Annotated in this window: 20 protein-coding genes; 9 read left to right on the top strand and 11 right to left on the bottom strand. The window is 68.4% G+C overall.

The genetic code is table 11. The annotated features are described in order from the left end of the window. Positions 1–178: 178 nt before the first annotated feature. On the bottom strand, positions 179–499 hold the full coding sequence (locus tag RMP09_RS06600) for a DUF3579 domain-containing protein (protein WP_310565210.1): 321 nt from the start codon (positions 497–499) through the stop codon (positions 179–181). 333 nt (positions 500–832) lie between these two features. On the opposite strand from RMP09_RS06600, the gene RMP09_RS06595 reads away from it, so the two are divergent. From RMP09_RS06595 to RMP09_RS06575, 5 genes are read left to right on the top strand one after another with little or no spacing between them, the layout of a single operon-like run. Continuing rightward, positions 833–2,041, top strand: coding sequence for an aspartate aminotransferase family protein (locus RMP09_RS06595; RefSeq protein WP_310565209.1), 1,209 nt, complete (start codon positions 833–835; stop codon positions 2,039–2,041). An 18-nt stretch (positions 2,042–2,059) separates the two neighbouring features. Next, a complete protein-coding gene (gene argF / locus RMP09_RS06590; RefSeq protein WP_310565208.1) occupies positions 2,060–3,007 on the top strand; it encodes an ornithine carbamoyltransferase in 948 nt (315 codons plus the stop codon). A 9-nt stretch (positions 3,008–3,016) separates the two neighbouring features. Next, the gene (locus RMP09_RS06585) at positions 3,017–3,472 is read left to right on the top strand and encodes a GNAT family N-acetyltransferase (protein ID WP_310565207.1); all 456 of its coding nucleotides are present in this window, start codon (positions 3,017–3,019) and stop codon (positions 3,470–3,472) included. Next, positions 3,469–3,789, top strand: a complete 321-nt coding sequence (locus RMP09_RS06580; protein WP_310565206.1) for a YkgJ family cysteine cluster protein — start codon at positions 3,469–3,471, stop codon at positions 3,787–3,789. Before RMP09_RS06585 ends, RMP09_RS06580 begins: the two co-directional genes overlap by 4 nt. A gap of 11 nt (positions 3,790–3,800) precedes the next feature. Further along, on the top strand, positions 3,801–4,706 hold the full coding sequence (locus RMP09_RS06575) for a class I SAM-dependent methyltransferase (RefSeq protein WP_310565205.1): 906 nt from the start codon (positions 3,801–3,803) through the stop codon (positions 4,704–4,706). Between the two features lie 68 nt (positions 4,707–4,774). On the opposite strand, the gene RMP09_RS06570 is transcribed toward RMP09_RS06575, so the two are convergent. From RMP09_RS06570 to RMP09_RS06560, 3 genes are read right to left on the bottom strand one after another with little or no spacing between them, the layout of a single operon-like run. After that, entirely contained in the window at positions 4,775–5,446 is a 672-nt protein-coding gene (locus tag RMP09_RS06570) for a DUF799 domain-containing protein (RefSeq protein ID WP_310565204.1), read from the bottom strand. Continuing rightward, positions 5,443–5,832, bottom strand: a complete 390-nt coding sequence (locus RMP09_RS06565) for a DUF4810 domain-containing protein (RefSeq protein WP_310565203.1) — start codon at positions 5,830–5,832, stop codon at positions 5,443–5,445. Before RMP09_RS06565 ends, RMP09_RS06570 begins: the two co-directional genes overlap by 4 nt. After that, complete coding sequence (locus RMP09_RS06560; protein WP_310565202.1) at positions 5,829–6,494, bottom strand: CsgG/HfaB family protein; 666 nt, start codon at positions 6,492–6,494, stop codon at positions 5,829–5,831. Before RMP09_RS06560 ends, RMP09_RS06565 begins: the two co-directional genes overlap by 4 nt. A gap of 341 nt (positions 6,495–6,835) precedes the next feature. Between RMP09_RS06560 and RMP09_RS06555 the strand changes: the two genes are divergently transcribed. The 4 genes from RMP09_RS06555 (at position 6,836) to RMP09_RS06540 (ending at position 10,952) form a co-directional block, all read left to right on the top strand. Continuing rightward, positions 6,836–7,546: a cyclase family protein gene (locus RMP09_RS06555; protein WP_310565201.1), complete on the top strand. Its 711-nt coding sequence runs from the start codon at positions 6,836–6,838 to the stop codon at positions 7,544–7,546. A gap of 16 nt (positions 7,547–7,562) precedes the next feature. Continuing rightward, a complete protein-coding gene (kynU, locus tag RMP09_RS06550; RefSeq protein ID WP_310565200.1) occupies positions 7,563–8,837 on the top strand; it encodes a kynureninase in 1,275 nt (424 codons plus the stop codon). Positions 8,838–8,848: 11 nt separating this feature from the next. After that, on the top strand, positions 8,849–9,727 hold the full coding sequence (gene kynA, locus RMP09_RS06545) for a tryptophan 2,3-dioxygenase (RefSeq protein WP_310565199.1): 879 nt from the start codon (positions 8,849–8,851) through the stop codon (positions 9,725–9,727). A gap of 133 nt (positions 9,728–9,860) precedes the next feature. After that, positions 9,861–10,952: a DNA glycosylase AlkZ-like family protein gene (locus RMP09_RS06540; RefSeq protein WP_310565198.1), complete on the top strand. Its 1,092-nt coding sequence runs from the start codon at positions 9,861–9,863 to the stop codon at positions 10,950–10,952. Positions 10,953–11,145: 193 nt separating this feature from the next. On the opposite strand, the gene RMP09_RS06535 is transcribed toward RMP09_RS06540, so the two are convergent. From RMP09_RS06535 to RMP09_RS06505, 7 genes are all read right to left on the bottom strand, one after another. Beyond that, positions 11,146–12,120, bottom strand: a complete 975-nt coding sequence (locus RMP09_RS06535; protein WP_310565197.1) for a tripartite tricarboxylate transporter substrate binding protein — start codon at positions 12,118–12,120, stop codon at positions 11,146–11,148. Between the two features lie 151 nt (positions 12,121–12,271). Further along, on the bottom strand, positions 12,272–13,498 hold the full coding sequence (locus tag RMP09_RS06530; RefSeq protein WP_310565196.1) for an FAD-dependent monooxygenase: 1,227 nt from the start codon (positions 13,496–13,498) through the stop codon (positions 12,272–12,274). Between the two features lie 323 nt (positions 13,499–13,821). Then, positions 13,822–14,877: a VWA domain-containing protein gene (locus tag RMP09_RS06525; protein WP_310565246.1), complete on the bottom strand. Its 1,056-nt coding sequence runs from the start codon at positions 14,875–14,877 to the stop codon at positions 13,822–13,824. A gap of 29 nt (positions 14,878–14,906) precedes the next feature. Beyond that, entirely contained in the window at positions 14,907–15,980 is a 1,074-nt protein-coding gene (locus tag RMP09_RS06520) for a DUF58 domain-containing protein (protein WP_310565195.1), read from the bottom strand. Between the two features lie 12 nt (positions 15,981–15,992). Next, entirely contained in the window at positions 15,993–16,994 is a 1,002-nt protein-coding gene (locus RMP09_RS06515; RefSeq protein WP_310565194.1) for an AAA family ATPase, read from the bottom strand. Between the two features lie 15 nt (positions 16,995–17,009). Beyond that, the gene (locus RMP09_RS06510; RefSeq protein WP_310565193.1) at positions 17,010–17,912 is read right to left on the bottom strand and encodes a S1C family serine protease; all 903 of its coding nucleotides are present in this window, start codon (positions 17,910–17,912) and stop codon (positions 17,010–17,012) included. A 64-nt stretch (positions 17,913–17,976) separates the two neighbouring features. Further along, positions 17,977–20,850, bottom strand: a complete 2,874-nt coding sequence (locus RMP09_RS06505; RefSeq protein WP_310565192.1) for an aconitate hydratase — start codon at positions 20,848–20,850, stop codon at positions 17,977–17,979. Positions 20,851–21,050 lie beyond the last annotated feature (200 nt).

Here is a 21,050-nt window from a genome sequence, read left to right as displayed (position 1 = left end):
GTTACAGGTAGGGGCCTGGCGGCCCGACCGGCGGAGGATAGCGGATGCAGATGGCGGGTCGGCGGAAACTCCCCGACGCGCCATTTCGCCCGACCAGAACGCGGCGGAACGGGCTCTGCCAAGCCGCACCGCGCTGCCCACTTGAGGGAGTCGTCGCGCACAGCGCGGCGGGGGCGGGTTACTTGGCGTCCGGCAGCAGGCAGCCTTCGGCCACCTGCAGGTCGTTGTCTTTGGCGAAGTTCATGCAGAAGTCCCAGGCCATGGGTTCGGCGTCGCGCAGATCGGTGTGGACGATGACGACCTTGATGCCGTTGACCACCGTGGGCACGCACCAGGGCGAGTAGGCTAGGTGGCTGCCGATGCGGGCGCTGCCCCCGCCGGGGCGGAACTGGCTCATCACGCCGGCCAGGCGCTCGGCCCAGTCGCTGGGGCGGAACGTGCGTCCGCTCCGGGTCACGCCCTGGATGAACACTTGTTTGGCGGTGGGGTTGGCGGCCATGGGTGGGGGAGCGAGCGGGCGGTGGGCGTCGTGCGCTGAGCCTCGTGTGGAGGGCGGCTGTGCAACGCAACGTCATCGGATGGGATGCCGTTGCGGATGCCGGAATTATATCTTATATAAGACTTGAGCCAAGGGATTACCCGGATGAACGGCGCGCCCGTCTCGGGGTCGCCGCGCCACCGGATTGACATGCTGGCGTGCTTTCATGACAGCGATGCTGCATCAGCAATGATCGTGCCCAATGCAGCGCCTAAAATCGGCTTTCAACGGCTCAACCCTTCGTTGGGCCGCTTCTGTTTCTATCGGTCCGCCCTTCCTTTTCTGGAGTCCTGCATGAGCGCCGCTGCCCCCATCGTCCCGTCGTCGCCCCACGTGATGAACACCTACGGGCGCCTCCCGATCGCCCTGACGCACGGCAAGGGTTGCCGTGTCTGGGACGTCAACGGCAAGGAATACCTGGACGCGCTGGCCGGCATCGCCGTGAACACCCTGGGCCATGGCCACCCCAAGCTGGTGAAGGCGCTGCAGCAGCAGGTGGCGGACATGATCCACTGCTGCAACTACTACCACGTGCCCGGGCAGGAAGAACTGGCCAAGCTGCTGGTGGAGCGTTCGGGTCTGACCAACGTGTTCTTCTGCTCCACCGGGCTGGAGGCGAACGAAGCCGCGCTGAAGCTGGCGCGCAAGTACGGTCACGACAAGGGCATCGAGCGCCCGGAGATCGTGGTCTACGAGAAGGCCTTCCACGGCCGCTCCATCGCCACCCTGTCGGCCACCGGCAACCCCAAGGTGCAGGCCGGCTTCGGCCCGCTGGTCGAAGGCTTCATCCGCGTGCCGATGAACGACATCGAAGCGCTGAAGAAGGCCACCGCCGGCAACCCCAATGTGGTGGCGGTGTTCTTCGAGACCATCCAGGGCGAAGGCGGCGTGAACCCGATGCGCGTCGAGTACCTGCAGGGCGTGCGCGCGCTGTGCGATGCCAACGACTGGCTGATGATGATCGACGAAGTGCAGTGCGGCATGGGCCGCACCGGCAAGTGGTTCGCCCACCAATGGGCCGGCATCCAGCCCGACGTGATGCCGCTGGCCAAGGGCCTGGGCTCTGGCGTGCCGATCGGTGCGGTCGTCGCCGGCCCCAAGGCCGCCAACATCTTCGCGCCGGGCAACCACGGCACCACCTTCGGCGGCAACCCGCTGTCCATGCGCGCGGGCATCGAGACCATCCGCATCATGGAAGAGGACGGTCTGCTGGAGAACGCCGCGAAAATGGGCACCCTGATCCAGACCAAACTGGTGACCGCCCTGATGGGCAAGAAGGGCGTCAAGGAAGTGCGCGGCCAGGGCCTGATGATCGGCATCGAGCTGGACATGCCCTGCGGCGCGATCACCCAGCGCGCGGCCGACGCCGGCCTGCTGCTCTCGGTCACCGCCGACAGCGTGATCCGCCTGGTGCCACCACTGATCATCACCGGCGCCGAGGCCGACGAAATCGTCGCCCGTCTGCTGCCCATCATCGACACCTTCCTCAAAGAACAGGGCTGATCGCCCGGAGTGCACCGCATGTCCATCCGCCACTACCTGCAGTTCAAGGATTTCAGCGCCGCCGAATACGGCTACCTGCTGCGCCGCGCCGCCTTCATCAAGGCCAAGTTCAAGGCGGTCGAGAAGTACCAGCCCTTCGCCGACCCGGACCGCACCCTGGCCATGATCTTCGAGAAGGCCAGCACGCGCACCCGCGTGAGCTTCGAGGCCGGCATGTACCAGATGGGCGGCTCGGTGGTGCACCTGACCACCGGCGACAGCCAGCTCGGCCGCGCCGAACCCATCGAGGACAGCGCGCGCGTGATCAGCCGCATGGTCGACCTCGTGATGATCCGCACCTTCGGCCAGGACAAGATCGAGAAGTTCGCGCAGTTCTCGCGCGTGCCGGTCATCAACGGCCTGACCAACGAGTTCCACCCCTGCCAGATCCTGGCCGACCTGTTCACCCTGACCGAATACCGCCCGGCCCCCAGCGGCGACCCGCTGGACGCCATCCGCGGCAAGGTTGTGACCTGGGTGGGCGACGGCAACAACATGGCCAACACCTGGCTGCAGGCGGCCGAGCTGCTGGGCTTCACCGTGCACGTGAGCACGCCCAGCGGCTACGAAGTGGATGCGAAGCTCGCCGGTATCACGAACCCGGCTTGCTACAAGGTGTTCAGCGACCCGAATGAGGCGTGCAAAGGCGCCGATCTGGTGACCACCGACGTGTGGACCAGCATGGGCTACGAGGCCGAGAACGAGGTCCGCCGTGCCGCCTTCAAACAGTGGTGCGTGGACGAGGCCATGATGGCCGTGGCCCAACCCGATGCCCTCTTCATGCACTGTCTGCCCGCCCACCGTGGCGAGGAAGTGACCGCCGAAGTCATCGACGGCCCGCAGAGCGTGGTGTGGGACGAGGCCGAGAACCGCATGCACGTGCAGAAGGCACTCATGGAGTACCTGCTGCTGGGCCAGCTGGCCTGATCGGAATCGATGCGGATTCGCCCTGTCGAACAAACAGACTACGCTGGCTGGCGTCCGCTCTGGGACGGCTACAACGCGTTCTACGGACGTACGGGCGACACGGCCCTGGATGAAGCGATCACCCGCCAGACATGGGATCGCTTCTTCGTGGCATCCGATCCCGTCCAGGCGTTTGTCGCCGAGCTGGACGGGCAGGTCGTGGGCCTGGTGCACCTGGTCTACCACCCCAGCACCAGCCGCCAAAACGATGTCTGCTACCTGCAAGACCTGTTCACCTCGCCAGTGACCAGAGGCCGGGGCGTTGGCCGCGCGCTGATTGAGCGGGTGTACGCAGAAGCGCGGTCCAAAGCCTGCTCCAGGGTGTACTGGACGACCTTTGAAGACAACAGCACGGCCCGCGCTCTCTACGACCAGGTCGCGCAGTACAACGGCGCGATCATGTACGTGCATGAGATCGCTCCGTGAGCGCCTGCACCAGCTGCGGCGCCTGCTGCGCCAGTTTCCGCGTGGACTTCTCGGTGTTCGAAACGCAATCCGAAGGCGGCAACGTGCCCGACGGCCTGTGGGTACCGGTGACCGACCACACCGCCCGCATGCGCGGCACCGACCACGGCCGCCCGCGCTGCGCGGCGCTGTACGGCCCGATTGGGCAAAAGGCCACCTGCGGCATCTACGAATGGCGGCCCAATCCGTGTCGCGAGTTCGAAGAAGGCAGCGACGCCTGCGCCCAGGCCCGCCGCCGCCACGGCCTGCCCGCCCTGGGCGATGGCCTGCCCCTTTGAAACCGATCCCCATGCAAGCCCTGCTCGACACCATCGCCACCGCCGTCATGCCCAGCGACGCGCAGCGGCTCTTCCACGGCCGCGGTGGCCGCTTCCCGGGCAGTGAGGCCTGGGCGCTGGACGCCTACCCGCCGGTCTGGCTGGTCACCAAGTTCGGCGAAGCAACACCCGAGGAACGGGCCGCGCTGACCGATGCGCTGCAGGCGCGCCAGGTGCAGGTCGCGCCCGACCAGCCGCTGAACGCCGTGCTGCAGACGCGGCACGAGGGCCGCAGCGAGACCACCGTGCTGGCCGGCGACGTGCCCGAGTCCCACGTGGTCAGCGAAGACGGCGCCCGCTACCGCATCAACCTGCTGCGCGGGCAGAACCACGGCCTGTTCCTGGACATGGCCGAGGGCCGGCGCTGGGTGCGTGCGCACGCGCAAGGCCACAAGGTGCTCAACCTGTTCGCCTACACCTGCGGATTTTCGGTGGCCGCGCTGCAGGGCGGCGCGAAGGAGGTGGTCAACCTCGACATGGCGCAGGGCGCGCTGACCACCGGCCAGCAGAACCACCAGCTCAACGGCTTCAACAACGGCGCCAAGTTCCTCGCGCACGACCTGTTCAGTTCGTGGGGCAAGGTCACGCGCATGGGGCCGTACGGTCTGGTGATCGCCGACCCGCCGAGCTACCAGAAAGGCAGCTTCGTCGCGAACAAGGACTACGCCCGTCTGGTGCGCCGCCTGCCCGACCTGCTGCGCCCCGGCGGCCACGCCCTGCTCTGCCTGAACGCGCCAGAGATCCCCGAACAGTTCCTGCACGACGTGCTGGCAGAGCAGGCGCCGGAACTCGTCATCGAGCAGCGCCTGCCCAACCCCGCCGTGTTCGCCGACGTTTCTTCCGACCGGGCGCTGAAGGTTCTAGTGGTCAGCGGTTGAAGAGCCGCTGGAGCGCGACTCGCTCCAGCGGCAATAGACGAGGCGATCGCGGTGTGCGCTTGATCCAATCAAGGTGTCGAGACCGCTTTTCCGTACATCGGTGAGCGAGGCCCAGGCAACACCCCGTTGTAACGAGGTGCAGCGAACAGCCGCTCACTGGCGATACCCGCATAGCTGTGGGCCGCATCTGTGGTTGTACTCAGCACCTGCTGGACCAGAGCAGCAATGAGGAGCCCGGCAACTCCGCCCTGATTTTGCTGTTGCTCAGCCGATGAAGCACGCGCTTTTCCCTCCCACAACAATGCTCCAGAACGCAAATCGACTATCTTGGCGTTTGCCTCGACAACCGTTTCGCTCATCACGACGGAGTACGTCGACCCGTAGCGTGCCACCTTGATATACACGGCAGCATCGGCGCCAAAGTAGTCTCTGAGCTTGTTGACGGCTATCGAGTGCGCATCAGTTGCTGTGTCCACGCCGTTTTGCCTCAGCGTTTCATCCACCAGCGTGACTGGCAGAACGTAATAGCCGGCCTCGGAAAGCGGCTTGGCTGCGTTGGCCCAGAGCGAAGGCGTTGCCTTGACGTCAGGCGATTCATTGACCGGTGGCAATACCAGCAACGTGACAGGCTTGGCTTGGTTGAATGCGGTGTAGTCGTATGGCGGTACCTTGGTCGCACAACCACCCATCAACATGGCACCCATGACTGTGCAAGCAAATACCGTGAAAGTTTTCATCATGCGTGGCTCCCTGCCTTCTTCGATTCAACAGGACCATCCAGTTTCTTGAGTAGCCGGTCCATATAGGGCGAAGCCTCTGGAAATGCAGCCTTCTCCGCGCCCCACAGTTCCTTTGCCCGCTGAGGATTGCCCGCGCTCAGATAGAGCATGCCCAAGTGGGCCCGGAAACCTGGCGGCAACGCGGCGTTGGTCGCGCGCGCTTTTTCGGCCTGCGCTTCGAGAGTGCGAATCTGCCCATCGGGGCTGGAAGTCTCCCGCAGCAACGTGCTGTATTGCTGGTTGGTGAACGATTCCCAGTGATAGAGCGGTTTGGGCTTGCTGGCGCAGCCGACCAAGCCCAGAAGGCCTGCAATCACAGCCAAGTTAAGTGCTGTACGAAGCATCATTTCCCCCACTGAGCAGCGTCACGCCCGGCCGCCAGTCCATCAACCGCCTCGCGGAGTGCAAGGTCCAACACCTTGCCATTCAGTGTTGCGTCGTACCCGGCAGTGCCGCCAAATCCGAGCACCTCCCGGTTGGACAACTCATATTCACCAGCGCCGCGCGAAGAAAAGACCACTTCGGAGGTCAGGGGGTTGACCACATTCAGCGTGATCTTTGCGTAGGCGATCTGCTTCTTGCCTCGACCCAAAATGCCGAAGAGCTGCATATCCCCAACTTCTTTGCGACCGAACTCCGAAATGTCGCCCGTCACGATGTACGAGGCACCGCGGATGGTCTGAGCGGCCCCCTGCAGCTTGGCTTCCTGACTGGATTCCGCAAGGTTTTCGCGATCCAGAACAGAGAAACGTTGAGACTGCTGCAGATGCGAAATGAGCGTGGTCTTCGCTTGGCTGCCCAGGCGGTCAACGCCATCAGAGAAGACCCCTCGCATGAAGTTCGAGCGATTGTCGAACTTACCAACCGATACCGGGACCCGTACCCCCGAATATGCCGTCGAAGCAGCTTGCGTCTTCTCGACCACGAGTGCCCGAGAGACTTCGGTAGCGCAGCCACCTATCGCAAACGTAACGACCAGACCTACCGACACAAAAAGATGGCGCTTCATTCAGACTCCCTGTCGAAATAAAAGGTGTTTACAAAAGTAAGCGTCCATATTCTATGGAAGGTCACGTCGCGCGCCCCGTTCAGAGCCTGTCAGGCTTTCCGCATTCAACTCGCGGTACGTCGCTCCGTGATGAACGCGACGCAGGACGGCTACAACCAGCCGACAACAGCCATCTGGGACAGGTTCAGAACAAACAACACCGGTCGTTGGAAATTACCGACACCACGGCTTTTTCCCCGGTGCTACCTTCACCGGACCATGAAAAACAACCCCTCACGCTCCGCCGCTGCGCGGGTCGCTGCCCCCCAAGGGGGCACTTTTCATCTTGGGGCGGCCCGGCGATGAAAAAGCTCTGGGACATTTCCCCGCCCATTCACGCGGCATCTCCGGTTTTCCCGGGTGACACGGCCTACAACCAGCAGTGGGTGGCCAGCATCTCGCCGGGCTGCCCGGTCAACGTCAGCGCCATCACGCTCAGCCCGCACGTGGGCGCGCACGCCGACGCGCCGCTGCACTACGACCCCCAAGGCGCGGCCATCGGCGCCGTGGAGCTGCAGGCCTTCATAGGCCCCTGCCGCGTGATCCACGCCATCGGCTGCGGGCCGCTGGTGCGGCCAGAACACCTGGCCCATGCCTTAGGCGATTCGCCGCCGGGCCGTTCCCAAGGCGAATCAGCCCCCGCGGGAGACAGCGACCCGCGCAGCGGCGGAGCGTGGGGGCTCAACCCCCTTCCGCCCAGGGTGCTGGTCCGCGTGTACGAATGCATGCCGCAGGACCGCTTCGACACCGCCCTGCCCGCCTTCGCGCCCGAGACCGTGGCGCTGCTGGCCGACCGTGGCGTGGTGCTGATCGGCATCGACAGCGCCAGCATCGACCCGGCCGAGAGCAAGGCCCTGGAGAGCCACCAGACCATCCGCCGGCGCGGCCTGCGCGTGCTGGAGAACCTGCTGCTCGACGACGTGCCCGAAGGCGACTACGAGCTGATCGCCCTGCCCCTGAAACTGACCACCGCCGACGCCAGCCCGGTGCGCGCGGTGCTCCGTGAACTGTGACCCGAAGGAGACCTGAATGACCACACAACAAGACTGCATCGCCCTGGACGCCAACGATCCGCTGCGCGACCTGCGCGACGCTTTCAACATCCCCACCAACACCATCTACCTGGACGGCAACTCGCTGGGCGTGATGCCGCGCAGCGCGCCCGCCCGCGTGACCCAGGTGGTCACGCAGGAATGGGGCACCGACCTGATCCAGAGCTGGAACAAGCACGGCTGGTTCCAGATGCCGGGCATGGTCGGCGACAAGATCGCGCGCCTGATCGGCGCCGGCCCCGGCGAAGTGGTCGCGACCGACAGCACCTCGGTCAACCTGTTCAAGGTGCTGAGCGCCGCGATGAACATCGCGGCCGCCGATGCACCGCAGCGCAAGCGCATCGTGAGCGAGCGCAGCAACTTCCCGACCGATCTGTACATCGCCGAAGCGCTGTGCAAACAGCACGGCATGGAGCTGGTGCTGGTGGAGCCCGAAGAGATCGCGGCCTCGCTGACGGCCGAGGTCGCCATCCTCATGCTCACCCACGTCAACTACCGCACCGGCGCCATGCACGACATGGCGGCCGTGACCGCCGCCGCGCACGCCGAGGGCATCCTGACCGTCTGGGACCTGGCGCACAGCGCGGGCGCGGTGCCGGTGGAACTGAAAAAGGCCAAGGCCGATTTCGCCGTGGGCTGCGGCTACAAATACCTCAACGGTGGCCCGGGCGCCCCGGCCTTCGTGTGGGTCAATCCGCTGCACGCCGACCGCTTCTGGCAGCCACTGGCCGGCTGGTGGGGCCACGCGGCGCCCTTCGCCTTCACGCCCGACTACCAGCCCGCGCCGGGCATCACGCGCTACCAGTGCGGCACGCAACCCATGATCAGCCTGGCCGCGCTGGAGTGCGGCGTGGACACCGTGCTGGGCGCCGAGCCCCTGGGTGGCATGGCCGCGTTGCGCGCCAAGTCGCTGGCGCTGACGGACCTGTTCATCGCGCTGGTGGAAGAACGCTGCGCCGGCCATGGCCTGGGCCTGGCCACGCCGCGTGAACACGCGCACCGGGGTTCTCAAGTGTGTTTGACGAGGACCGAAGGCGCCTACGCCATCGTGCAGGCCCTGATCGCACGCGGCGTGATCGGCGATTTCCGCGCCGGCGATGGCGGGCGCCACCAGGACATCCTGCGCTTCGGTTTCACGCCGCTGTACATCGGCTTTGCCGATGTGTGGAACGCGGTCGAGCACCTCAGGCAGGTGCTCGAATCGGACGAATGGAAGCGCCCCGAATTCAACCGCAAACACGCCGTGACCTGAAAGGAGCCGCCATGACCTGCCCCCACCACAGCACGCACGACCAGACCCCCACCTCGGCCACCGAAACCATCGTGCGCGACGAGAAAGCGCAGCTGGATTTCAGCCGTGACATGAGCTACGGCGACTACCTGCAGCTCGACGCCATCCTGAACGCGCAGAAGCCACTCTCGCCCGCGCACGACGAGCTGCTGTTCATCGTGCAGCACCAGACCAGCGAACTCTGGATGAAGCTGATGCTGCACGAGCTGACCGCGGCCGTGCGCAACATCGCCGGCGACGAACTCAACGCCGCCTTCAAGCAGATGGCGCGCGTTTCGAAAATCATGGAACAGCTGGTGCACGCCTGGGACGTGCTGGCCACCATGACGCCGCCCGAGTACAGCGCGATCCGTCCCTACCTGGGCCACTCCAGCGGCTTCCAGAGCTTCCAGTACCGCTGCATCGAGTTCGCGATGGGCAACAAGAACGCGGCCATGCTCCAGCCGCACGCACACCACCCGGAACGCGCCGCCATGGTGCAGGCGGCCTACGAAGCGCCCTCGCTGTACGACGAGGCCTTGCGCCTGCTGGCGCGCCGGGGCATCGCCGTGCCCGCCTCGCACACCGCGCGCGACTGGACGCAAGCCTACGAGGCCAGCGCAGGCGTCGAGCAGGCCTGGCTGCAGGTCTACCGCGACCCGAAACAGTACTGGGACCTCTACCAGCTCGGCGAAGAACTCACCGACCTGGAAGACGCCTTCCGCCTCTGGCGCTTCCGCCACGTCACCACGGTGGAGCGCGTGATCGGCTTCAAGCGCGGCACCGGCGGCACCGGCGGCGTGAGCTACTTGCGCAAGATGCTGGACGTGGTGCTATTCCCGGAAATCTGGACGCTGCGCACCGCGCTCTGAGGTCCCCCCCGCGCCGCGCTGCGCGCGTCACCCCCCAGGGGGCGGCACTGGCGGCCCGGCAAAGCCGGTTCCGCGGTGCCCTTGATCAGCCCCTTCGCGCCGGACATGCGGCCCACTGCGGCATGATGGGCCGATGCCTGCCATCACCCTCGCCCACCTGCGCCGCCACGCCGTGGCGCGCAGCCTGTTCACCCCCACCACACTGCCCAAGGCCATCGCGCGCCTGGGCTTCGTGCAGGCCGACCCGATCCGCGCCCCCGCGCGGGCGCAGGACCTGATCCTGCGCCACCGCGTAAAAGGGTACCGCGCCGGTGAGCTGGAACGGCGCTACACGGCGCTTGATGTGGAAGAGGACTTCTTCGTCAACTACGGTTTCGTCACGCCCGCGCTGCACGCGCTGATGCACCCGCGCAGCGCGCTGCGCGACTGGCCGGCCGAGCGCTGGGCGCAGGCCGAAGCGGTCTGGCACTTCGTGCAGGCGCGCGGCGAGGCGCACCCGCGCGAGGTCGACGCGCACTTCGCCCACGGCCACACCACCAACGGCTTCGGTGGCCGTTCCAAGGCCAGCACCCAGCTGCTGGACGCCATGCATTACCGCGGCCTGCTGCGCGTGGCGCGGCGCGACAACGGCGTGCGCCTCTACGCGGCCCACCAGCCGCAGAAACCGCCCGAAGATGTGGCCGCCGTGCTGGACCAATTGGTGGACGTGCTGGTGATGAAGTACGCGCCCCTGCCCCAGCCCGGCCTGCGCCAGCTGGTGGCCATGCTCCGGCACGCCGTGCCGCAGTGGCAGGGCCAGCTGCGGGGTGCGCTGCAACGTGCGATGCAACGGCTGCCGAACGCCGAGGTGGACAGCGTGCGCTGGTTCTGGCCGGTGGATGAAGACCCGGCCGCGCGCCGCTGGAAGGCCCCCGACCGGGTGCGCCTGCTGGCCCCTTTCGACCCCGTGGTCTGGGACCGTGGCCGATTCGAACACCTGTGGGGCTGGGCCTACCGCTTCGAGGCCTACACCCCGCCCGCCAAACGGGTGCGCGGCTACTATGCCCTGCCCCTGCTCTGGCGCGATGCGGTGATCGGCTGGGGCAACCTGTCGGTGGTGGACGGCCGGCTGCGGGCCGAGATCGGCTACGTCAGCGGGCAGGCACCGAAAGAAACGGACTACCGCGCGGCGCTGGACGCCGAACTGGCGGACGTGGCCGGTTTTCTTGAGATCCGACAGAGCTGAGCCCGAGCGCCTGCCCCATTCAGCATGCGGTGGAACCGGCTCCGCCGGGCCACACGCATCGACCCCTTGAGGGGGCTGAGGGCCGCGGCTCCGAGTCTGCCCGCGCAGACTGGGACAGCCCGAAGTGACACCGGCTCCGACGGTGGCGCGGCCTGCAAGGCACGCGCGCAGCACGGCGCGGGGGTGTCCCGATTCAATTCGGCTTGATGTTGTTCTTCTGAATCACGTCAGACATCGCCGCGGTGTCGGTCGCGATGCGCCGTGCCAGCCCCTCGGGCGAGGTGCCCGCCACCTGCCAGCCCTGGTTGAGGATCTTCTGGCGCACCTCGGGGCGGCGCACGATCTCGGCCAGCAAGCTGGCGAGCTTGCGCACGTGCGCCTTGGGCAGGCCCACCGGCGCGGCCACCGCGTTCCAGATTTCCAGCTGCAGGCCCTGCACACCCGCCTCGGCCAGGCTGGGCAGTTCGGGGGCCACGCTGCTGCGGCCGGCGGACGTGACGCCGATGGCCTTGAGCTTGCCACCCTTGACCTGCGCCATCGCCAGCCCCGGCGGCAGCAGCGCCATCTGCACCTGGCCACCGATGAGACCGGTGATGACCTGCGGATTGCCCGGGTAAGGCACGTGCACCGGCGCGATGCCGGCCTTGGCCTTGAGCAGTTCCATGCCCAGGTGGGCCACGGTGCCCACGCCGGGCGTGCCGTAGTTGAGCTTGTCGCCCTGGGCTTTCGCGTCATCGAAGAAAGCCTTGCCGCTGGCCACCGTGCTCGCCGGCACCGCCAGCACCAGCGGCGAGACCGCGATCAGCGACACCGGCTGCAGGTCCTTGAGCGGGTCGTAGGTGGTGGCGGGGTTGAGGATCTTGGCGATGGTGAGGTTGCCGTTGATCATCAGGCCGATGGTGTGGTCGTCGGTGGCGCGGGACACAGCATCGGCACCGATGTTGCCACCGGCGCCGGCCTTGTTCTCGACGATCACCGGCTGGCCCAGGGCCTGCGACAGCGGCTCGGCCAGCAGGCGCGCCGTGAGATCGGGCGAAGACCCGGCCGGGAACCCCACCACCAGCTTCAGCGGCCTGCTGGGCCAGGTGGTCTGGGCCAACGCGGTGGAGGCACCGCAAGCCAGGACGATGGCGGCGGCGATGACAGAGCGGCGTTGAATGTGGCGCATACGGCATTCCTTTGTGGGTCAAAAACAGGGCGACAGGTTATCAGCCTAACTGCACGCAAGGCCCCTGGACCACCGTGGAACGGGCCCTGCCCGGCCACCGCCGGGGTCGGCCCGCGCAGCCGGAGGCAGAGGGGTCAGACGTGCCAGGAGCTCACGCCACCGGCGCTGGGGGGCCGTTGTACAGCCAGGGGTTGTCCAGCAACGGTTCGCCGCGCATGGTCATGGCCGCGTTGCGCGCAAGGCGCAGCGCACCGCTGGCGTGGAAGATGGTGCCGTTGCGCTGCGAACGGCTTTGCACCATGGCGTTGCGCGCCCAGCGCGTGCGCGCGAAGCGTTGCAGCCACTCGGGCCAGGGGTCGGCACCCAGGTCGCGCTGGCCCTGCACCAGGCGCCCGAGCGTCCAGGCGTCTTCGATCGCCATCGCCGCGCCCTGCGCCAGGTAGGGCCGCAACGGGTGGGCCGCATCGCCCAGCAGCGCCACGCGGCCCTGGGCCTGTTCGTGGGCGCCGGCCATGGGCGGGCGGTCGTTCAAGGCCCAGAGCTTCCACTCCCCCACCGCCGCCAGCATGGCCCGCAGATCGGGGCAGACCGGACCCAGGGCGTGCTGCAGGTCGTTCCAGCGCGCCTCGTGGCTCCAGCTCTGCGGATCGCCACCGGGCGGTCCGCCGTGGCCCGCACCCAGCACCCCGTGCACCACGGCCACCACGTTGAACCAGTCACCGCGCTTGACCGGGTACTGCACCACGTGCAGGCGCGGCCCCAGCCAGGCGATGACGCCGTTGCCGCGCAGCGCCGCCGGCACCTGATCGGCCGGCACCATGCCGCGGTAGGCCAGGTGCCCGCTCACACGCACCGGGTGCGCGCCCAGCAGCTGTGTGCGCACGCGGCTCCACAGGCCATCGGCGCCGATCAGCGCCGCGCCCTGGAACACCGAATCGTCTTCACAGGTCACGCGCACGCTCGACGCCGTGGACTCGTAGGCCGCGACCCGCGCGCCCAGGTGCAGGCGCACGCCGCTGTGGCGTTGCACGGCTTCGAGCAGCAGGCCGTGCAGGTCGGCGCGGTGGATGGTGGCGTAGGGCTGGCCATAGCGTGCGCGGATGACCGCCCCCAGCCGCAGCTGGCCCAGGGTCTGACCACCGTGCGCGTCGCGCACGCGCAGTTCGTCGGGGAAGGCGGCCCGCGCGTGCAACGGGGCCATCAGGCCCCATTCGTCGAGCACCCGCACCGCGTTGGGCCCGAGCTGCAGACCGGCGCCCACCTCGCCCAGCGCGCCCGCCTGTTCCAGCAGGTCCACCGAAACCCCGGCCCGTGCCAGCGCCAAAGCGCAAGCCAGACCCCCAATGCCCCCTCCGGCGATCACCACGTGTTGTGTCATGGCGGGGCATTGTGCCCGCCGCCTCCCGCACCGCCTTGACGCAACGCAAACGCCCCGTGCAGCGGCGACGGGCCAGCCGCCAGGCCGCCCCCAGGCAGGCCCAGCCCTCTTGGGATGCAGCGTCCCGCGCAGCGGCGGAGTGTGGGGGCGACGGGCCAGCCGCCGGGCCGCCCCAAGGCAGGCCCAGCCCCCCCGGGGGGCAGCGACCCGCGCAGCGGCGGAGCGTGGGGGTGACAGGCCAGCCGCCGGGCCGCCCCAAGGCAGGCCCAGCCCCCCTGGGGGGCAGCGACCCGCGCAGCGGCGGAGCGTGGGGGGAAAGGCGCCTACAACACCCTGTTGAACCAGAAGAGCGAAAGGCCCGCCGACAGCAGCACCAGCACCGCCGCCACCAGCGCCAGCAGGCCCGAGATTTCGGTTTCTTGCTTCTCCACCGTCAGGCGGGTGCTCAGGGTTTCGTAGACCTGCTTCAGGTTCTCGGCCGTGCCGGCGTAGAAGTACTCGCCTTTGGTTTCGCGCGCCACCGCTTTAAGGGTGGCTTCGTCCAGCCGCACCCGCATGGACCAACCCTCGAAGCCGATCACCTCACCGTCGACGGTGCCCACGCCCACGGTGTAGACGCGCACGCCGCGGTCGGCCGCCATCTGGGTGGCCTCTTCGGTGTCCACGCCGGTGGTGCGCTGGCCGTCGGTCAGCAGGATGATGGCGGCCGAGCCGTACGAGCCCGGCGGCACCGGCTGGAACGGTTTCTTGTCGCCCGCCGCCGCAGACTGGTCGATGGCGCGGCCCTGCTCCGCAAACGGGTCGTTCTGCCGACCGTAGGTGACGCTGGCCAGGTCCACCTGGCCGGGGAAGAGTTCGGACAACGCCACCACGATGGCGCTGCCGATGGCGGTGGCGCGCTGCAGCTGGAACTTGTCGATGGCGGTGTTGAGGTCTTCGCGGCTGAGGGTGATCGGCTGCACCACCTGGGCGCTGCCGGCAAAGGCCACGATGCCCACCTTCACGTGCCGCGGCAGCTCCGCCAGAAAGGCCTTGGCCGCCTGCTGCGAAGCGATCAGCCGGTTGGGCAGCACATCGGTGGCGCGCATGCTGCCCGAGACGTCCATCGCCAGGATGATGGTCTGCTGGGTGGACGGCAGCAGCACCGTGGCCATGGGCCGTGCGCTGGCCAGCAGCATGGCGGCAAAGGCCAGCAGCAGCAGCGCGGGCGGCACGTGCCGGCGCCAGTGGAGGCCGCCGCCCATGGCTTCGCGCACGATGGACAGGCTCGCGTAACGCAGCGCCGCCCGGCGCCGCCGGCGCAGCAGCCACCCATACAGCAGCACCAGCAGCGGCAGCGCCAGCAGGCCCCACAGAAACTGCGGCCAGAGGAACTGCACCGGCAGCGCACCCAGAAAGTCCAGTGCGTTCATGCGGCGACTCCCGGTGAGTGCGCACCCTGCGGGCGGGTGCGCTGGCGGCGCAGCTGCACGAAGCGCCGCACCGCTTCGAACAGGTCGTCGTCGGTGGCCAGTTCCAGTGCGTCCACGCCGGAGCGAGCCAGGCTCTCGCGCAGCTGCGCCTCGCGCTGGGCGGCGATGCGCGCGAAGCGCTGGCGAAAGCCGCTGTCGTGCGTGTCCACCAGGAGCTGTTCACCGGTCTCGGCGTCGCGCAGGGTCAGCAGGCCCAGGTCGGGCAGCTCCCGTTCCAGCGGGTCCAGCAGGCGCACGGCCACCACGTCGTGCCGTCGGGCGAGTTCGCCCAGGGGCAGCTCCCAGCCAGGTTCGCTGATGAAGTCGGACACCACGAACACGGTGGAACGCTGGCGCAGCGACAGGACCGCGCTGCGCAACAGCTCGGCCAGGCGCGTGGGACCACCGAATGCCGATGCGTCTGCCCCCGGCTTCGCCAGAGACACCGCCGGGCCGGCTTCGCCGGACGGCTGGTGTCGCCCCCTTGAGGGGGTCGCGCACAGCGCGGCGGGGGTGCCCAACAACCCCATCAGCCGCAGCACCTGGATGCGGCCGCCGCGCGCGGGCAGCACCGTGTCCACCGCGGCCACGCCGCGGGCCCCGTAGAGCATGGCGCCCACGCGGTTGCCGTGGCGGCTGATGAGCCGCGCCACCACGCCCACAAAACCCTGCAGCAGTTCGCGCTTGCGCCGTGTGCCGGAGCCGAAGTCCACCGAAGGGCTGAGGTCCAGCAGGAACCAGGCGGCCATTTCGCGGTCTTCGGTGAACACGCGCACGTGCGGGGTCTGCAGCCGCGCGGTGACGTTCCAGTCGATGTGGCGCACGTCGTCGTGGTGCTGGTACTCGCGCAGGTCGGCCAGGTCCAGCCCGGTGCCGCGCATCAGCGTGCGGTGGTCGCCCAGCAGCCAGCCGTCCAGCCGCTTGATCACGGTCCATTCCAGCCGCTGGAGCAGCGCTTCTGTCCGGCCACCGTCGCCCGCAGGCGCCGCGGGAGGCGGAGGCACTTTGCGTTTGAACAGGCTCAGCAACATGGCGGCACTCCGTCAGGCGACTTTGCGCTCGTGCTCCAGCGGCTTGGCCGGTGGCGGCACGGCTTTCATGATGCGTTCGATCAGCGCGTCGCTGGTGAGCCCTTCGGACAGGCCTTCGTAGGACAGCACCACACGGTGGCGCAGCACGTCGGGCACCAGGTCGCTCATGTCTTCGGGCAGCGCGTAGCTGCGCCCACGCAGCAGCGCCAGCGCCCTGGCCCCTTCGACCAGGCCGATGGTGGCGCGCGGGCTGGCGCCGTAGGTGATCAGGCGCGCGGTGTCTTTCAGGCCGTGCTTGTCGGGCGTGCGCGTGGCCGAGACCAGCCTGACCGCGTACTGCACCAGCGAGGGATCGACATACACCTCGCGGCACAACGCCTGCAGCGCGGCCAGCTGGTCGGTGGTGGCCACCGCCTGCACCTGCACGGCGGGGCCGGTGACGCGTTCGACGATCACCACCTCCTCCTCGTCGGTCGGGTAGTCCACCAGCACCTTCATCATGAAGCGGTCGACCTGCGCCTCGGGCAGCGGGTAGGTGCCTTCGGTCTCGATCGGGTTCTGCGTCGCCATCACCAGAAAGGGTTCGGGCACGCGGTGCGTCTCGCCGGCGATGGTCACCTGTCGCTCCTGCATCACCTCCAGCAGCGCGCTCTGCACCTTGGCCGGCGCGCGGTTGATCTCGTCGGCCAGCAACAGGTTGGCGAACACCGGGCCCAGCGCAGTGGCGAAGTCGCCGGTTTTCTGGTTGTAGATGCGCGTGCCCACCAGGTCGGCCGGCACCAGGTCGGGCGTGAACTGGATGCGCTTGAAACGGCCCTGCACCACCTGGGCCAGGGTCTTCACGGTCAGCGTCTTGGCCAGGCCGGGCACGCCCTCGACCAGCAGGTGCCCGCCCGCCAGCAGCGCGACCATGACGCGCTCCAGGAAGCGATCCTGCCCGACCACCACGCGCTTGACCTCGTACAGGATCTGTTCCATGAGCCGGGCGGTGTCGGGGGTTTGCGTGTCGCTCATGAAAACTCCTTGAGGTCAGAAGGGGGGGAGGCCTGCGGCCGCCGCCGCGCTCTCGATCGGCACCGCAAAACCAATGCCCACGAAGGTGCGGTGGCGGGTGGGGTTGAGGATGCCGGTGACGATGCCGACCACCTCACCGTCCATGGTGACCAGCGGACCGCCGGAATTGCCCGGGTTGGCCGCGGCGTCGAACTGGATCAGGTTCTCGATGTCCTGCTCGCCCTCGGGTGCACGGAACGAGCGCCCCAGGCCCGACACGACGCCGGCCGAGGTCGAGGGGCCAATGCCGAAGGGAAAGCCCACCGCCACCACCTCGTCACCGGGGCGCAGGTCGTGCGTGCTGCGCAGCGTGGCGGCGTGGAAGTCGTCGGGAATGATCAGCGCCTGCAGCACGGCCAGGTCGTGCTCGGGCTGCACGCCGGCGAGCTGCGCGTCGGAGGTGCTGCCGTCGGCGAACACCAGCCGCACCGCCTGCGCGGCCTGCACCACGTGCAGGTTGGTCAGGATGATGCCCTTGTCGGTGATCACCACGCCGGTGCCCACGCCCTGCTCGACCAGCTCGCCGCGCTTGTTCTTGGCCAGGGCTTCCACCCGCACCACCGCGGTCCGGATCTTGTCGGCCGCGCGCGCTGCGCGCGAGGGCAGGTTCTGCGTGGTCAGGGTGCGCAGCACCGCGGCGTCGATGTCTTTCTGGGTCAGCGCCCGCGGCGGGTGGGCGGCCTGCTGCCACAGCAGCGTCAGTAACAGCGCCGCCAGGGCCGCGAGCGCCCCCCAGAGCAGGCGGGGGTCCACCGCGGCGCGGGCCAGGCGTGCGCGCCAGGCCCCGTGGGGTGGCGCCGCGTCCGCTGCGGCCGGGCGCGCCGGCCCCGGCGCCGCGTCGGCGCGCCGTGAGGGGCTGTAGAGGGCGGAACGGCGCATCGCGACTCCTCTGGCACCCGAAGCGGGTGCGTTGCTCACATGATGCCGGATGGCCGTCGCGGGCTCAAGCGCCGAGCAGTTGCCGCAGCACAAACGGCAGGATGCCACCCGCGCGGAACTGCTGCACTTCCACCGGGGTGTCGATGCGCAGCACCAGCATGCGCTCCTCCACCGTGCCGTCGGCCCGGGTGATGCGCAGCCGGGCCGGGCTGCGCGGCGCCAGGTCGGCCTGCGGCAGCACGTCGATCACCTCATCGCCGCGCAGGCCCAGCGCCTCCCAGCCGTCGCCGGGCGCGCACTGCAGCGGCAGCACGCCCATGCCCACCAGGTTGCTGCGGTGGATGCGCTCGAAGCTCTTGGCGATCACCGCGCGGATGCCCAGCAGCTGCGTGCCCTTGGCGGCCCAGTCGCGGCTGGAACCGGTGCCGTATTCCTCGCCCGCGAAGATGACCGTGGGCACACCGGCCGCGCGGTAGCGCATGGCGGCGTCGTAGATGGGCAGCTGTTCGCCCGAGGGCTGGTGCAGCGTGAGGCCGCCTTCGGGCCGCGATCCGCCCGCCAGCGGCGGCAGCATCCGGTTCTGGATGCGCACGTTGGCGAAGGTGCCGCGCATCATCACCTCGTGGTGGCCGCGGCGCGCGCCGTAGCTGTTGAAGTCGGCCGGTTGCACACCACGTGCGCGCAGCCACTGCCCGGCCGGCGAGCTGGCCTGGATGGAACCGGCCGGCGAGATGTGGTCGGTGGTGATGGAGTCGCCGAACAGGGCCATGATGCGCGCGCCCTTGACGTCGGCCGATGGGGCCGCGCCGGCGTCCAGTGTGAAGCCCTCGAAGAACGGCGGTTCGGCGATGTAGCTGCTGGCCGGCCAGTCGTAGGTGGTGCCGGTTGCCCCCGCGATGCGTTCCCACAGCACGCCGGGGTCGGTCTTCACGCGGGCGTAGTTGTCGCGGTAGGCCCGGCCCTTCATGGCATGGCGCAGCAGGGCGTGGATCTCGTCGCTGCTGGGCCAGATGTCGCCCAGGTAGACCGGCCGGCCACCGTGGCCGGTGCCCACGGGTTCGGTCATCAGGTCCGTCATCACGTTGCCGGCGATGGCGTAGGCCACCACCAGCGGCGGGCTGGCCAGGAAGTTGGCCTTGAGGTTGGGGTGGATGCGGGCCTCGAAGTTGCGGTTGCCCGAGAGCACGGCTGCGCAGATCAGGTCGTTCTGCGTGATGGCCGCGTTGATCTCGGCGGTGAGATCCCCCGCGTTGCCGATGCAGGTGGTGCAGCCGTAGCCCGCCAGCGCGAAGCCGAGTTTTTCCAGGTAGGGCAGCAGGCCGGTGGCTTCGAGGTATTCGGTGACGATGCGCGAGCCCGGTGCGAGCGAGGTCTTGATGTGCGGTTGCACCTTCAGCCCAGCGTCGACCGCCTTCTTGGCCAGCAGGCCCGCCGCCAGCAGCACGCTGGGGTTGCTGGTGTTGGTGCAGCTGGTGATGGCGGCGATCAGCACATCCCCATGGCCGATGGTGAGATCACCGCCGATCGGAGAGTGCCCCGACCCACTGGTGTGCGCCGGGCGGTTGGCCACCATCTCCACCACCGAGCGCGGTGCGCCGTTGGGCGTGGGCTTGGCCCGCGGCGCAGGCACGGCCGCACCATCCCACGCGCGGTACCGGGCATGCAGCGTTTCGGCCGGGCGGTTGAAGCCGTTGCTTGCGTTCGGCTGGCTGAACAGCGACGCAAACTGGCTCGCCACCTGCCCCAGCTCGATGCGGTCCTGCGGGCGCTTGGGGCCAGCCAGGCTGGGCGTGACCGCGCCCAGGTCCAGCGTGACCACCTGCGAATAATCGATCTCGCCGCGCTGCGGCACACCAAACCAGCCCTGTGCGCGGAAGTAAGCCTCGAAGGCCTCGATCTCGCCCTGGCTGCGGCCGGTGCCGCGCAGGTAGTCCAGCGTTTTGTCATCGACCGGAAAGAAGCCCATGGTGGCACCGTATTCGGGCGCCATGTTGGCGATGGTCGCGCGGTCGGGCAGCGCCAGCGAGGCCGTGCCTTCGCCGAAGAATTCGACGAACTTGCCCACCACCTTGTGTTGGCGCAGGATCTCGGTGACCGTGAGCACCAGGTCGGTGGCGGTGCAGCCCTCGCGCAGGCGGCCGGTCAGCTCGAAGCCCACCACGTCGGGCGTGAGGAAGTACACCGGCTGGCCCAGCATGGCGGCCTCGGCCTCGATGCCACCCACGCCCCAGCCCACCACGCCGAGGCCGTTGATCATGGTGGTGTGGCTGTCGGTGCCCACCAGGGTGTCGGGGTAGTACAGCCCGCCCTTCATGTGCACGCCGGGCGCCAGAAATTCCAGGTTGACCTGGTGCACGATGCCAAAGCCCGGCGGCACCACCCCAAAGGTGTCGAAGGCCTGCATGCCCCACTTCATGAACTGGTAGCGCTCCTGGTTGCGCTGGAATTCCAGCCGCATGTTGAGGTCCAGCGCGTCGGGCGTGCCGTAGTGGTCCACCGTCACCGAGTGGTCCACCACCAGGTCCACCGGCACCAGGGGCTCAATTTTTTTCGGGTCGTGGCCCAGGCGCTGCGCGGTGCTGCGCATGGCGGCCAGGTCGGCCAGCAGGGGCACGCCGGTGAAGTCCTGCAGCACCACCCGCGCCACGGTGAAGGGGATCTCGTCGGTGCGTTCGGCCTGGGGTTGCCAGTGGGCCAGCTGCGCCACGTGCTCGGGCGTCACGCGTTCGCCGTCGCAATGGCGCAGCACGCTTTCGAGCACGATGCGCAGCGACACCGGCAGCCGCTTCACGCTGGGAAACCGCCGGGCCAGCGCGGGCAGCGAATACAGGCGCCCGGTCTTGCCCGACGCGGTCCGAAAGGGTTTGACGGTGTCCGAGAAGGGGTGGTGGAAACGGGTGGTCGACACGCTGGGCTCTCCTGAAAATGCTCGGACCATTGTGGGCAGTGCGAATGCCTGCACACGGCGTGCGGTCTTGTGACCGTGCAGGGATGCGGGCGATGCGGGACAATCCACCCCCTGATGAAAGCCCCCGAACTGCTCCTGCCCGCCGGCTCGCTGCACCGCATGCGCGCCGCCTACAACTTTGGCGCCGACGCCGTCTACGCCGGCCAGCCGCGCTACAGCCTGCGCGCGCG

Source organism: Hydrogenophaga sp., from assembly GCF_031426985.1.
Classification (GTDB): domain Bacteria; phylum Pseudomonadota; class Gammaproteobacteria; order Burkholderiales; family Burkholderiaceae_C; genus Hydrogenophaga.
Note: the sequence above shows the minus strand (reverse complement) of the source record. Positions and strands in the feature narration are given on the sequence as shown.

Bases quoted from the DNA above. Each gene is read 5' to 3' on its own strand.
- RMP09_RS06600 (WP_310565210.1), bottom strand. From the start codon at position 499: ATGGCCGCCAACCCCACCGCCAAACAAGTGTTCATCCAGGGCGTGACC.
- RMP09_RS06595 (WP_310565209.1), top strand. From the start codon at position 833: ATGAGCGCCGCTGCCCCCATCGTCCCGTCGTCGCCCCACGTGATGAAC.
- argF (WP_310565208.1), top strand. From the start codon at position 2,060: ATGTCCATCCGCCACTACCTGCAGTTCAAGGATTTCAGCGCCGCCGAA.
- RMP09_RS06585 (WP_310565207.1), top strand. From the start codon at position 3,017: ATGCGGATTCGCCCTGTCGAACAAACAGACTACGCTGGCTGGCGTCCG.
- RMP09_RS06575 (WP_310565205.1), top strand. From the start codon at position 3,801: ATGCAAGCCCTGCTCGACACCATCGCCACCGCCGTCATGCCCAGCGAC.
- RMP09_RS06570 (WP_310565204.1), bottom strand. From the start codon at position 5,446: ATGATGAAAACTTTCACGGTATTTGCTTGCACAGTCATGGGTGCCATG.
- RMP09_RS06565 (WP_310565203.1), bottom strand. From the start codon at position 5,832: ATGATGCTTCGTACAGCACTTAACTTGGCTGTGATTGCAGGCCTTCTG.
- RMP09_RS06560 (WP_310565202.1), bottom strand. From the start codon at position 6,494: ATGAAGCGCCATCTTTTTGTGTCGGTAGGTCTGGTCGTTACGTTTGCG.
- RMP09_RS06555 (WP_310565201.1), top strand. From the start codon at position 6,836: ATGAAAAAGCTCTGGGACATTTCCCCGCCCATTCACGCGGCATCTCCG.
- kynU (WP_310565200.1), top strand. From the start codon at position 7,563: ATGACCACACAACAAGACTGCATCGCCCTGGACGCCAACGATCCGCTG.
- kynA (WP_310565199.1), top strand. From the start codon at position 8,849: ATGACCTGCCCCCACCACAGCACGCACGACCAGACCCCCACCTCGGCC.
- RMP09_RS06540 (WP_310565198.1), top strand. From the start codon at position 9,861: ATGCCTGCCATCACCCTCGCCCACCTGCGCCGCCACGCCGTGGCGCGC.
- RMP09_RS06535 (WP_310565197.1), bottom strand. From the start codon at position 12,120: ATGCGCCACATTCAACGCCGCTCTGTCATCGCCGCCGCCATCGTCCTG.
- RMP09_RS06530 (WP_310565196.1), bottom strand. From the start codon at position 13,498: ATGACACAACACGTGGTGATCGCCGGAGGGGGCATTGGGGGTCTGGCT.
- RMP09_RS06520 (WP_310565195.1), bottom strand. From the start codon at position 15,980: ATGTTGCTGAGCCTGTTCAAACGCAAAGTGCCTCCGCCTCCCGCGGCG.
- RMP09_RS06515 (WP_310565194.1), bottom strand. From the start codon at position 16,994: ATGAGCGACACGCAAACCCCCGACACCGCCCGGCTCATGGAACAGATC.
- RMP09_RS06510 (WP_310565193.1), bottom strand. From the start codon at position 17,912: ATGCGCCGTTCCGCCCTCTACAGCCCCTCACGGCGCGCCGACGCGGCG.
- RMP09_RS06505 (WP_310565192.1), bottom strand. From the start codon at position 20,850: ATGGTCCGAGCATTTTCAGGAGAGCCCAGCGTGTCGACCACCCGTTTC.